Annotated in this window: 10 protein-coding genes; 3 read left to right on the plus strand and 7 right to left on the minus strand. The window is 45.2% G+C overall.

Annotated features, from left to right (window positions below):
• Positions 1–29 precede the first annotated feature (29 nt).
• The gene (gene glnA / locus H591_RS0103765; RefSeq protein WP_022965614.1) at positions 30–1,436 is read right to left on the minus strand and encodes a type I glutamate--ammonia ligase; all 1,407 of its coding nucleotides are present in this window, start codon (positions 1,434–1,436) and stop codon (positions 30–32) included.
• Between the two features lie 696 nt (positions 1,437–2,132).
• Positions 2,133–2,276, minus strand: coding sequence for an IS66 family insertion sequence element accessory protein TnpB (gene tnpB, locus H591_RS16270; protein ID WP_156853130.1), 144 nt, complete (start codon positions 2,274–2,276; stop codon positions 2,133–2,135).
• A 175-nt stretch (positions 2,277–2,451) separates the two neighbouring features.
• Between tnpB and H591_RS14785 the strand changes: the two genes are divergently transcribed.
• A complete protein-coding gene (locus tag H591_RS14785; RefSeq protein WP_022965616.1) occupies positions 2,452–3,132 on the plus strand; it encodes a LysE family translocator in 681 nt (226 codons plus the stop codon).
• 134 nt (positions 3,133–3,266) lie between these two features.
• On the opposite strand, the gene H591_RS0103780 is transcribed toward H591_RS14785, so the two are convergent.
• On the minus strand, positions 3,267–3,749 hold the full coding sequence (locus H591_RS0103780) for an Lrp/AsnC family transcriptional regulator (RefSeq protein ID WP_022965617.1): 483 nt from the start codon (positions 3,747–3,749) through the stop codon (positions 3,267–3,269).
• A 131-nt stretch (positions 3,750–3,880) separates the two neighbouring features.
• Here H591_RS0103780 and H591_RS0103785 point away from each other — a divergent pair, with 131 nt between their 5' ends.
• Entirely contained in the window at positions 3,881–4,507 is a 627-nt protein-coding gene (locus H591_RS0103785) for a LysE family translocator (protein WP_022965618.1), read from the plus strand.
• A gap of 187 nt (positions 4,508–4,694) precedes the next feature.
• On the opposite strand, the gene H591_RS0103790 is transcribed toward H591_RS0103785, so the two are convergent.
• Both H591_RS0103790 and H591_RS16055 read right to left on the minus strand, forming a co-directional pair.
• Entirely contained in the window at positions 4,695–4,925 is a 231-nt protein-coding gene (locus H591_RS0103790) for a hypothetical protein (protein WP_022965619.1), read from the minus strand.
• 44 nt (positions 4,926–4,969) lie between these two features.
• A complete protein-coding gene (locus H591_RS16055; protein WP_022965620.1) occupies positions 4,970–5,125 on the minus strand; it encodes a hypothetical protein in 156 nt (51 codons plus the stop codon).
• A gap of 399 nt (positions 5,126–5,524) precedes the next feature.
• Here H591_RS16055 and H591_RS0103800 point away from each other — a divergent pair, with 399 nt between their 5' ends.
• A complete protein-coding gene (locus H591_RS0103800) occupies positions 5,525–11,005 on the plus strand; it encodes a site-specific integrase (RefSeq protein WP_022965621.1) in 5,481 nt (1,826 codons plus the stop codon).
• Between the two features lie 9 nt (positions 11,006–11,014).
• On the opposite strand, the gene H591_RS0103805 is transcribed toward H591_RS0103800, so the two are convergent.
• Together H591_RS0103805 and H591_RS0103810 are read right to left on the minus strand one after the other, a co-directional pair.
• Entirely contained in the window at positions 11,015–11,893 is an 879-nt protein-coding gene (locus tag H591_RS0103805; RefSeq protein ID WP_022965622.1) for a hypothetical protein, read from the minus strand.
• Positions 11,894–12,330: 437 nt separating this feature from the next.
• Positions 12,331–13,635, minus strand: a complete 1,305-nt coding sequence (locus tag H591_RS0103810; RefSeq protein ID WP_022965623.1) for a GIY-YIG nuclease family protein — start codon at positions 13,633–13,635, stop codon at positions 12,331–12,333.
• Positions 13,636–13,645 lie beyond the last annotated feature (10 nt).

The raw sequence follows: 13,645 nt of genomic DNA on the forward strand, positions 1-13,645 counted from the left end.
AAGTATGCCCCAAAAAGGGGCATAAGTATTTACAGACTGTAATACATATCAAACTCGGCGGGATGCACCGACTGACGCAAGCGCGTGACCTCGCCCATTTTGCATTCAATATAGGCACTGAGCATGTCCTCAGAAAATACACCGCCTTCTAGCAAGAAGTGTCGGTCTGACCACAGCGCTTCCAGCGCTTGATCTAAGCTGTAAGCCACTTGAGGGATATCTTGGGCTTCTTCAGGCGGCAAGTCATACAAGTTTTTATCCATTGCCTCGCCTGGATCAATTTTATTTTTGATGCCATCAAGGCCCGCCATCAATAGCGCTGCAAAGGTTAAATACGGGTTGGAACTTGGATCTGGGAAGCGGCACTCAATACGCTTGCCTTTAGGGTTTTTAACCCAAGGTATACGAATCGAAGCAGAACGGTTACGTGCTGAGTAAGCCAACATCACCGGTGCTTCAAAGCCTGGCACTAGACGCTTGTAAGAGTTAGTACCGGGGTTGGTAATGGCATTCAGTGCGTGCGCATGTTTAATGATGCCGCCAACATAATGCAGGGCCATTTCAGACAAACCGGCATAGCCATCACCCGCAAACAAATTCTTACCATCTTTTGCCAAGGACTGGTGCACATGCATGCCTGAGCCGTTATCGCCAACCAATGGTTTAGGCATAAAGGTGGCGGTTTTACCAAAGGCATGCGCGACATTGTGCACGCAATATTTCAGCAACTGCACTTCATCGGCTTTTTTCACCAAGGTGTTAAACGGCACTCCAATTTCACACTGGCCCGCATTGGCCACTTCATGGTGATGCACTTCAATACCCAAGCCCATCGCTTTCATGGCGTCACACATGGCGGTGCGCACATCAACCAGTGAGTCCACGGGCGGAACAGGAAAATAACCGCCCTTCACCCGTGGGCGATGGCCGCTATTTTTGCCTTCGGCTAAGGTTTTGGTTGCCCAAGCGCCTTCACCGGAGTGGATTTCAAAACCCACTTTGTTCATCGACTCTTCCCAGGTCACCGCATCAAACACAAAGAACTCTGGCTCTGGACCAAAATATGCGGTGTCAGCAATACCGGTGGAGCGCAGATACACTTCGGCACGCTGCGCAATCGAGCGTGGATCACGGTCATAGTTAGACAAGGTGGTCGGGTCTGCCACATCACAACGCACAATCACCGTCGGCACCGTTGCAAACGGATCCATCACTGCAGTGGAGTCATCCGGCAACAACGTCATATCGGATGCTTCGATGCCTTTCCAGCCATGAATAGACGAGCCATCAAACATTCTGCCTTCTTCCAAGGCTTCTTCATCGAAGGTTTCTGATGGGAAAGTAATGTGATGCTCTTTACCTAAAGTATCGGTAAAACGTAGATCTACCCACTGGGCATTGTGCTCTTTAATCAGTGATAGGGTCTTGGTAGACATGGCAAATGACTCCTCTAAGTCAAATTGATAACTGCAGTTCAATACTGCTCTATAGAGGATTTAGCAAATTCCATGCCATAAGAAAAAGTCAGTGAATACAAGGGGAAACGTCAGTTAAGAGGGGTAGGAGCGCACTAAAATAGTGCGAAAGCTTTATGTTTGGCACCAATCTGATGCGAACGCTTAGTTTTGAGTAAAGCAAAGCAGCTGATGCTCTACTAGGAGACAGCTTTACCCACAGACAGGGAGTCCGGCGAAAAGATGAGCGCTTGATTGAAGCGGCATGCCAGCGATTTATTTAAATACATCACTGAAAACAGGACGTGCCGAGCAAGAGATTATGCGCAGAAGTAATGGCGACAGAAGAGGCAGAAACAAAAAAGCCTCAAACAAATTAATGTCTGAGGCTTTAATGATGAATCTGGTTGCGGGAGCAGGATTTGAACCTACGACGGTTATGAGACGGATCATTTAGCGACACATTAAAAGTCTCTAAATGCTGTTAAACTGCTGTAATGTCTATTATAAGGCGTTTTTCAGCATATTGCTGTTATGGAAATAGAGACAGTTAATGACTAAAGATGCCACACAAAATTGGCACAGAACTTTTTCTTAAGTTGCGAATAAGTTGACCGTAAGGCTCATCTTTTTATACCTGTTTTTCACGGCTTATTTTATTCAGTAAGTGCTACTGAATTACAGCGGTTGATGCCCTTTCATTCGCTCAATATCCAGCCCCTCAAGCAGCCAACTCCATTGTCGTTGAGACAATGTCAGTACTTCACCGCGCATCTGTTTAGGCCATTTAAACGTGTCTTTTTCAAACCGCTTAATCCGGATACCAAAAACTCATGAACTAAAAGGCACAGTGCGTGACGTTTAACTCATGCGCAATGCCTTTATCCATAAGCTCAAGCCTGATGCCTTGGGCCAGAATGTATAAGAAATATTTTCAATAAGTCGCTGAGAATATGGTATTGATGCCCGCAACACGCATATCGAAGGTAATAGTTACATGCAAGATATTGGGGGATCCGTCAGTGGGCTGCTGGGGCTAATTATTACCAGCTCGATACTCATTGCTGTACCTGGCCCAAGCATCATGCTTTTTATCGGGCAAGTTATAATGAAGGGCAGAAGTCATGCGTTGCGTGGCGTGATCGGCAATGCAATTGGCATGTTAAGCGTTGCGATACTTCTTTCTTTTGGACTTGGCCCTCTTATACTGAAATCCGATTTTGCTTTGCCTGCTATCCGAATGCTCGGTGCGGTCGCCTTGCTGCTTATCGGCATAGGATATCTTGTAGCCTCAAAAGCGGCGAGTCCGGCTGCAACTGACCAGCCAGCAAAGAGAAAGTCACCGCTCACTGCGGGAGTGATAGTCGGTATAACCAACCCCAAGGCATTGATCATGTTCGGAACCATAGTTCCAAGCTTCCTCAGCGGCAATCTTGCGAGCCCCACGAACGTCCTGATCATGTACTCGATGATACCTATCCTATTGGGTATTGCGATCGATAGCGTGTGGGTTGTAGTTGCTCACAGCTTAAGCTCCCGCCTTTTTTCCAACGTAGACAGTGTCAGAATAGTAAACCGTATCGGAGGAGGCTTAATTATTCTGATGGCCCTTATATTGGCACGCGAAGCTGTTTCTGGGTTTTTGTCAATCAACCGGTGGCCGGCACCGTGGGCGTGACCGAACTGAGGGAAGCTTTCGCTATTTTTTGAAAAACTGAGTGTATCGTGGCATAGAACCGGGCCGCTGTTGTTCCCTCCGGTAATGATCACGGGTATTCCGTATCTGAAGTTAATCGATTTCTGGTGGCCGGTTTACCCTGGCAAATGAATCAGTGGAAGTGGCGATTGGGGTTTGACAGTCTGGATCGCAAAGTTGCTTCGAATGTCCCGAACCCCTGGTAACTTGAGCAGCGTATTGGTCAAAAACTCCTTGTAGGCGCGAAGATCGGGCACCACAACCTGCAGCAAGAAATCCGACTCCCCGGACACCAGGTGAGCCATCACCACTTCCGGCATAACACTTACCGCCTCGCAAAAAGCCTCGGCTTCCTTTTCCTGATGACGCTCCATTTTGATGCCAACGAATACGGTTAGCCCCAAACCCACTTTTTCCTGATCCAGGATGGCACTGTAGCCCTTGATCACTCCGGATTCTTCAAGCAGCCGCACCCTGCGTGAGCAAGGCGACGGGGACAGGTCTATTCCCTCGGCCAGATCCGTGTTGGGCGCGCGGCCATCCGTTTGCAGTGCCTCCAGAAGCTTTCGATCAAATCGGTCTAACTTATGAGTTGGCATAAGAACCTCCATATAAGAATAAAATTAGCGAATAGCACCAATTTTATATTCTTTTGTGGCTGACAACGCAACCATACGCTAAACAACCAACGGTATAATCAAGGCTTTAATACCGACAAGAGACATGACCCATGGCTGACCTTCTACTGTTCTTGGCTGCGCTCGTTGCGATTTACCTTACGCCAGGACCGGACATGTTCCTGGTGCTCGGTACCTCCGTGAGCAGTGGCCCCAGAAACGCCATGGCCGTCGCTGTGGGCCTTGCCATTGCACGGGGCTGCCATGTCCTGCTGGCGGCGGTGGGGCTTGCAACTCTGTTTGCGACTCATCCCTGGACCTACCACACAGTACGATTACTGGGCGCGGCCTATCTGCTCTACCTGGGTTGGCAATTCTTCCGGACAGGTCTTTCTCTCCCTGATGAACCCCAGTCAGCGGCAGGTACTCTGCCATCCGTGGGATATCTGGTTGATTTCCAAAGAGGGCTGGCAACCAACCTGCTCAACCCCAAATCCCTGATCTTCTGCTCTGTACTGCTTCCGCAGTTCATCCACCCGGAACTCTCAGGCATTGCCGGGCAGTTCGCCATACTGGCACTGATTCTGGTGCTGACCGGGCTGGTCTTTGATTTTACTTACGCAGTTCTGGGGCGGGCACTCTCGGCAGCTACCAGCGGCAACGCCCGATACCACAGAGTCCAGAACAACCTCTTTGGCTGTCTGCTGACAGGCATCGGGCTGAAGGTTGCGTTGGGTTGATTCAGCGTAAGCGCCTGGCTATCACACCCTGCATGGGGAAGTGTATACTTGTGCCAGCTTAAGGCATCTGTACTGGTCCGCTCTAACGTTAGAGAAGAAATTGGTAGCGACACCGGGCCTTTTTGCGGCCTCCGCATACTCTAACCACTTTGTAATTCCAACAAATGGTTAGAAACATGCAAAAACCTCACGTAAAGTACTTAGCCAGTATCTTGCCGAGTGTCTGAATTGTCTCCTCGAAATTAGGGATCAGCCTACCTTCTTCTTTTGCTAGTCGAGCTAGCTGTTTCTGAATGGTCTTCTTCTGGGTCTCATCAAGCTCGGTGCGATCCGCATGCTTGCGGGGCAGAACACCAAATGCATCATAAGCCAGTTTAATCAGCTCTCCTTGGGTAGCAAAACGATAATCATCACTCATCCTCATTGCTCCTTTAATCCCCGGCCAGTGGCCGGGGTATAGTCTTAGCGCTGATTAGGGTTCAATTGCTTGCCGCGATTACCATGAACATGCGCATTGGTCGGGTTAGTACCTGAAGTTCCGCGATTGTTATTCAATGCGTTAGCTCTGTCATTATGCTGTTGACGGCTGCGCTTGCTAGAGGTGTTTTTCTTGGACATTGTGTACTCCTAAGTGAGCAGATAAAAGAGATCACACCTTATCCATTGAGCGCTGCATTGTATCCAGCCTTTTTGGCGACGAACTTTTAGGCGCGAGGTAACTCAGTCCAACCATTGGTAGTACTCAGCAAGCTGAACAAGAATTGAACCGACGAACTTCGGGTTATAAGGGCAGTTCGTGTGAGGTGACTCTTGTTCGCCTTTAATCAACATCCTCTATAATTCAAATAGACATGATTATATAGTTGAGTAACCCGATAATGCCCGACTTGGCTGGCAAGAATGATGGTTGTTTTCAAGCTTTTAGTTAACCAGAACATCTCACTGCTATAAAGAGTAGTTAATGCCTACTACAATACCGTTTTTATCTTTCTTTAAGCTGGTCAACAAGGGTCGTTAATGACTAAAGACGTCGCGCAGAATTGGCACAGAAATATTTCTGCAGAAGCTAATGAGTTGACCGTAAGGCTGGGACAGCCATTCGCTGAACTTTCTTCGTGGGTTATCGAGCGAGAACTTGAGCTGCCGCTTGAAGTGTCATATCGCATTCTTGGTTTAGATCCATTCACGGTCGCTATTGGAAACTTAGTCAAAGAACTCAGTCATCCTGAATCACAGTTAATAATTAGCGAGTGGGAAACAAATCCAATTGTAAATGAGCTAAAAAAACTCACCCAAGCCGTAACTGCTGACACCAATATTTCTAGAAAATACGCTAGCATTGGTCATCGCGGTGGAGTTAATAAAAACCGTGATCAGTTCAGAAATTACGCAAATAAAACTTTTCTGCTCACACTTATTACTAACCCGCTTTCAGATGTTACCGACGAGACTACTTATACAAACAGGCGACGATTACGGATCTGGTTACTTGTTCAAGCAGCAAGTCGACTTTTGGATTTCGGCTATTCTGCAGATAGAGGTATTAGTATTGCCGCCCGATTTTTAGTCATTGATGCGGCTGATGCTAACTGGATATTAATTGACGACTTACTAAAAAAAGCAAAAAATCAGCTTGGCAGCACACCTAACACTTATGAGCGGTTCACCTCGGCCTTAGCTAACGCTTCACATATCATTAAGAATGACTCCTTCAAACCAGGCAAAACAGCGACGCAATTTCTCAACGCCATAAATAGTATTGCACATGGTGAGTGCAGAGAAATTGAAGCGAGTACTAATGATATTAAAGCGTTGCCACGCCTTACAGCTTTGCTACCAGCTGTCGTTAATCCTCTCCGTGGTAAGACCGACCCAGACGATGATGATTTCACCATCATTGCACCCGGCGAACAGGATGAAGAGCCTTTATTTTATGTTACAGACATTGATCCGACTGATAGCGCTGCGCAGCAAGCAATCAGCTCCGGCAGTGTTTATATTCAAAATATGGAGTTATCTCACTATTTGCCGTGGTCTTGGGATCGCGTACTACCGTCCGAATCGCAAGCATTAGAAGAGTGGCTCAACAAACAATTACGCTCAAGAGATATGGTAGATCGCACAGGCGCTGCTTTAGTGTGGCTGGCGATGCATCTATCTAGGTCATTGGTAATGGTTGAGCGACTGACTATTGAGAGTAAGCTGAAAGACGAATGGAGTTTTAGTACTGATTTTGATGTTCTTAAACGTACATCTCCGCGGCGACGCAGCGCATGGAAACCTAATGAAACTACACGACAACAGGTTCATGCATTTCGAGATGATTTAATAGTCCTAGTACCGCAGCCTATTCAAGATATTTTACGAACTGCCGCGAGCAATGCAGTCGAGGCTCCTCAAATTATAAGAACGCTTTGGCAAGCGGTATCACAACAAAAACTAGACACATGGTTTAACGAGCAAGCCAGAGAGCACTTTCCTCGATTAACGAGCGCCAAGCTTGCGAACTACCAGCCGCAACGATTGTTTGATGCAACGGGCGAGTTTAATTTTGCACGCCTATTAACATCTCACAGCAATAGCGCTCTGCCGGGCGCTTGCAGTTATGCAACTTGGGATATTAAGGCGATTGAAAAAGGGTTTCCGCTACCTGTTGTAGAATCATCACCAGGCGAGCCCGCCAGCACTTACATTATAGGTAGCATGCTGATACCGCTTGAATCAGTGCTGCATGAAGAAGTCACGCGTTGTAATACAATCCTCAAACAGACCTCAGATAAAGGACTGATTCAGTATCATAATGTACTAACACAGTATGTTGTAATGGCGTTGTATGCCGGGACTGGCGCACGCCCATTACGCGATCCATTTGAATCACTTCAGCACTTTTCTTTCCAGCATCGCTGCGTGTTTATCAACGATAAAAACGATGGAACCTTGCACACTGGCAGGGTGGTACCTTTACCTGCAGATCTAATCGCACTGCTAACTTACTATTTAGAGTTCTTAAAAAAGCTAAGTCTGCAGGTGGCCACCCACCGAGAAGAGTTGGCATTGCAGATATCTGCTCTGATTAATGGTCGCGAAGCGTCTATGCCGTTCTTTTTTCTATTAGATGGCAACCTACGCTGGCATTCAATGTCTGATGCAGTACAGCTTGAGTGCGCGCTATTTGAATGGACGCTACCTGCCAACCTCTTTCGCCATCGTTATGCACAGCGCCTCCTTAAAGAAGGCATTGACCCCGAAGTTGTTGATGGTTTTATGGGGCACGGAGAGCGCGGCGCTGCAACGTACAGTGATTACTCTGTACGTTGCTGGGAAGATGATGCCAGACGTTATCAAAGCGCTATGGATAATATTTACAGTGAGCTGCCATTTGCGACTCCACTAGACCTTCAGGAGTTACCGCCGCTGCTTTGTTTGCCTGCAGAAAAAGTCAGCTATGTAGAGCCAAAATTGTTTGGCCAAAAAGACCGTGTACGCTATAGATCGTTAAGACTTAAAAAAGCAATACGAGAAGCCCATGCTGATATTAGGCTATTTCTGAATTCTCGTGAAATTCAAAGTATCAGCGATGATGAGCTACTGCTTCTAAGTAATCGTATGTTATTGCGAGAAAACCGTTTGCCGCACCCACAGGCAGCTATACGCTTTAACATCCTTGTAAAAACGTTGAAGCGTTCTGAGGCAAACAGTACTGCCGTAAAAGAAAACGAACAGCAGCCTGATATTACTGCGAGTAACGATATTGCTTCAAATGAAGCATCTTCAGGATTATCAAAACGTCAGTTACTGAGCAAACGTTTTGTTGAGCTCCGTGACGAGCGTACACACATAACACCGCGCATTACAAATGCGCTTGAGCTTTATACGCAGCTTGAATCATGGGCTGATGTAACTCGAAAAAACACATTAAAAACAGGTTTATCTATGCCTCGTGCCTTATGTATTGGCACAGTACTCGTGGCGATTGAGAAACGTCTTGGATATAAGCAACTATTGCTGGATGTAATGGCCGGACAGAATTTTCGTCTACTGCAAAATAAGCGCCACTACTTTTTGGAATATAGTGAAATTTTAGATCCTGAGGACTTTTCTGTAGCGGTGCAGCGTCATGAGTTGAGTTATAAAACCATAAGCCTGCTCGCTCATGGTATGCATAAAAGAAAAACCGTCGAGAAACTACAGCCACATCAGATCAACGAATTTAAAGCGCTACTGGAAATTTATTCTAAAGATAATTCAGTAAGCTGTGCGCCAACAATGGAGGAATTGCTGAGTTGGCTGTGCGATATCATCAATCAGTCCAACCTGGTTCAGCTGCCAGGTATTGTTGCTGCCGCATTGAGCGAGCGAGCACCACCGACAAGCTCATCTTTACGCGATTATGAACGCTTGCTAAACGGCAGAGCATTGGATCTCCCAATTGACACAACTGAAAACACTGAATGGCCAAATAGCACTCTGCCTAACGTGCGCGATAGAAACACTGACAAGCTTTCATTACAAGGGCAAGCTAAAGATTTATCAAAGAATATCGCTATTGTATTGCAAGGCTACAAAACTGCGAAAGCTAGTGAATGCGCTAAAAATCTCAGATCCATTTGTAATACATATAAAAATAAAGTTAGCTCAAGCATGATGCTGCTGGGTTACTGGATTGCTGATCTCACCGCCACAGGAAAATCTAAAAATCGTAAGGAAATAGATCCTTACGCGCTTAAATCTTTAACAACTTACTTCAGCAGTTTGTCACCAGTATTTCGTGAGTTGTTGTACGAAGTGGATCTTTTCGAGCTAGACAGTGAAGAAATCACTAATCTGTGCGTGCAGATGATTGATTACAAAATCACGTCCTCAAAACATGCAGATTATTTTGGCAAACGACTTAAAGATTTTTTTCGCTGGGCTGCACGGTTTGGTGTAGCTTCGCCTGAGTGGGCAGATCTTGATCTGGGCAGTGGCTACCGCACTGTTAGCGCAGGTCTGATAAGTGAGGCTGAGTATCAGATATGCCAAACAAGAATTCTAACAGACAGTACATTGACTCAAGATGAGCAGTTGATATTGGGTTTCGTGCTACTTACGACTTACCGTTTTGGATTACGGCTAAATGAAGCTGTTTGTATGCTTCGTCGCGATTGGTGTCAGTACGAACAGCTCAGCTGGGTACTTGTGCAAGGCAATCAGTACCGCGCCTTAAAAAGCCAGGCGAGTCGTAGAGCAATTCCGCTGTTGTTCAAGCTTTCAGAAAACGAGCAGAATATTGTCGATCGAACGCTTGCTAGATACACAAGTATTGCTGGTGAAAAAGGTAATAGACCTATTCTGTGCGAAGCATCGAATCAAGAAAGCGGGCAGCCAGTATTAACACGCCTAGCGCCACGAATTTCTCAAGCATTGATCCTATTAATGCGAAGCGTCACAGGAAACCCACAATCGGTACTGCATCATTGCCGACATAGTTTTTACAATCGTGTTGCTACCGCATTATTTGGACTCAACAATCCGCTCGCAGATAGGTTAACAAGTACAGCAGAGCACGATCAAATTAGGCGCATTGTTTTAGGGCCAGTCAGTCATGTGTCTAGACGTGGCTCCATGGCATTGGCGCGGCTAATGGGCCATCGTTTTCCAAGCACTGGACTAAAAAACTATTTTCACCTTACCACTGAGTGGTCAAATGAGCTGACACCTGTTACTCATTTACGAGCCCATAAGATTAAAAATGTTTTGCAGGTGTCTGAGCAATCAGTAGTGACTATAGAGCCTGCACAAAACATGGCCGAGGCGCTTACCTATTCCAAACCGACACTTTCAAGACTTCTGCAAGCGCTGCGTTTAGTATCTCTTGGCATGAGCTATGAAAGAGTTGGGGAGCTTATTCAAATAGAGACGCAGCATATTTCTAGACTGCAAAGTATTTTTGATCTGACAAATACCCGCATGAGGTTTAGCTCAGCAGTCGACAAAAACCTCAAACTAAAGGGCAAGGATTGTCCAAATGCATTACTCGAGTCATTGACTGATAGTGCATGGCAAAGGCTGTTGCATCGTGCGGATGAGCTAGGTGACAATGTCACAGTTCCTATGAACGCTAATCTAGCAAACCTGCTTAAAGACCTACCTTATATAGTCAGTCCAAATCGGCATATTTTGATGGAGCAGCCAGAGCATTTTGAGCTAGTTCAGCATGTTGTAGCGCTATTTGACGTTCCGCTAAAGCAATATAAAATCATTGTAAAGGAGGGGCGGCATAGTGTCCTAGAACGTTGGGCCTCAGTGGACTTAAATGTCGTAACTGAGGTTGAGGCTGGTATAAAGCTCGACGGTTTTACGATATTTTTACCTGAGCGTAACAGCCACTACCAGATCAAAGACTACGCTGGGGTTGTGCTTTCACGCTCAGCAACAGGTTTTATTCGCAATTCATTCGATCTAGTTATTGCGGTTCTAACTATTGGTTTTTTGATTCATCTTGAAACTGGCTTTTGAGTTTAATTGCTAATCAGCTAGTTCCAACTTAAACATATCAAAGTCTTCCAGGCTGCTTTGAAGAATATGTTTGATATAAGAACATATTTTACCCTTATCATTCCTTTCTTCACGTATTACAACCCTAACCAGCGGATTATCGCTACTATAAGCAGCTGCAGCAATTTTAAGATAACTCTCTTTATCAGCTATAAAAGTTTTCGCCGTACCATTTACTATGTTGTCAGTGGCTCCGACTATTTTCAGAAAAATCAGTTTTTCTGAACCTTTGACACCGTCAGAATGTGCGAAAAAAATCACATCATCCGCAAGTTTACTATTTTGGGGTACAGGATTTTTGAACGTCCCCTGGATTGGAATCGTAGTTTTTTCCTCTCCGGGGATTACGCATACAAACGGTTTGCAAATGGACTTACCTGGAAATTTATTAATAAATTTCGAGGTGTGATCGTCGATAAAATCACTCTTTTCAGACGTGAAAAAGTCTTTTCTATCTTTTCTATCAGAGCTTTTTGTAACGAAAATATCACCGTGATCTGTTAGCATATCTTCAATAAATTTTTTCACAACTGCGTACAGCTCGGTTTTAATATTTTCATTGATATCTTTAGATGACTCAAACTCAGCTAGAATTAAATGAATTAGGGGGACATCTGCACAGTTTTCGGTACTAACAATACTGTCAAAACGAATAGTTATATTATTGTTAGGATAATACTCATCAATATAACTCGTAATGAGATTGATAGCTTGCGTTGAAACTGCCTCAAGATCAGAGTTTTGAGTTAGTTTGCTATTTATTCGGAAAGTAGTATCTGCTATGTGCGTTAGCACATTGTCTGTAACACGAAATTTAGCTAGAACTATTGTATTTTTAGAAGATATCATGAAAAACCGCTTTCAAATAAAAATGAAGCAGTAGGATTGTCAATCAATCAAATTAAGTCAATATTTTAATTGTAAGCAAATATGTATGTAAGGGCTGTTTTATTGTATATGTCGTGCGCACGATTCAGATAGTACATCCCTATCTTTTACAGTGTCAAGCAGGTTTGTAAGTACTCTAACTTTAATATTTTTCTATGTTTTATTTATAAGGTTAATTATTTCTTGTCATGGCTGCTCAACTCATCTTGAGGCAGAGCAGTTAGCTGCCCATCGGTATTTCTCAGCTGCTTGCCATGCAACGTTTCACCCCAATGAAACTTTCCACAGTTCAGGATCCGGTTACGGTGCTCGTAAGTTCTAACTCAGAGTTGCTACGATACGCCAGTTAAGCTGAAGATTATTTGGGTTGCTGGCAGCAGTAATTCCGGATCACGCCCCTATGCCAAACCAACCTTTCGTACCAGCCTTCCCGTGGTGTTATCCATCCGGTACTTGACGATACTACCGTCAATAATGCGCCTAGCAGCCTCCATGGCATCTTCTAAAGAAACAGAGAACCATTCATTCGGATGGTAGCTTTTACCGTCCCGACCAACCAGCGTCATTCTCAAGCGTTGCGCATATAAGAAGCCATGGATGAGTGATTCAAACTTATTTGGATTCAAGTTGTAACACTCCATTGAAGCAAGAATTTTCACTGGGGCTTCAAGAAACGCCGTATCACGCTCAGCGTTTTTGGTGCGCTCTTCAACTGTCTGCTCGGTATAGCCGATTTTGATTAGATTCGGTATTGCGCGTAGAGCTGGGTTATCGCTCATCGTGGTGACAAAGTAGATTTGGCCAGCTCGCTTGTCTTTGTGGCTAACATTATTAAAAGCATCTACTACCGAGTCTGCGTCTTGGATAATGCGTCTGCTGGTTTTGTCTTTATACATACGGCGGCCAAAAGAGCGCAGCAAGTGGTTTGACTCAGTACCGTTTTCAAAAATGATTCGCAACCTTGGATTAGGGCGGCCAAAACTGTCTTCTTTATACTCGCCGACCTCATCAACCAAGCAAAGGACACCCTCCATGATAAACGCATCACCCTCACGTATCTGTAGCTCTTTTTGAAAGTGAACGTGCTGTAACTCACCTGATTTTAGCTTGGCCTGAATGTCTTTAAAGATACTTTCAAACTTGTAAAAATCAGCGCAGTGGGTTTGCTGCGCGATTTCATCAGGCATATCTCTATCAGATGTTAATGGCACATGCGTCATATCAAACAGGCTTTGATCACCCTGATCCAGCTGCGCAAATATATCGCTACTAAAAATATCATCGAGACTGGTCACTTCTTCAGCGTGGGCTGATTGTTCTGCTTCGCAAGACTCAACCGTACCGTTATCACCTGACTCAATCGCGTCTAGGGCAAAAGACTCACTGATGCTGTGTGTTGCTGGTACGTTATTGGTTAGTAGGCTATGCCGGTCGTATGAACTCAATACTGGGTACATGTCCGTATTATCGATATAGCTTTGCAGTCTGCGAGCGAGTAGTTTCTCTGCCAGCTCACCTTCAGCACTTGGTTGACGCCCCTCTTTGTCGATAAAGGCATTCACCTCTTCGAACTTAGACACCTCAAGCGAGGCACTGCCACTGACATGCTTGGCTTTAACATTTAAAAGCCCAAACTCATCTGGGCCATTAAAAATATCATCTAGCGATAACTTCTTACGCTCACCATGCTTAATCGACAGCATAGACACCTCC

Source organism: Denitrificimonas caeni DSM 24390, from assembly GCF_000421765.1.
GTDB lineage: Bacteria > Pseudomonadota > Gammaproteobacteria > Pseudomonadales > Pseudomonadaceae > Denitrificimonas > Denitrificimonas caeni.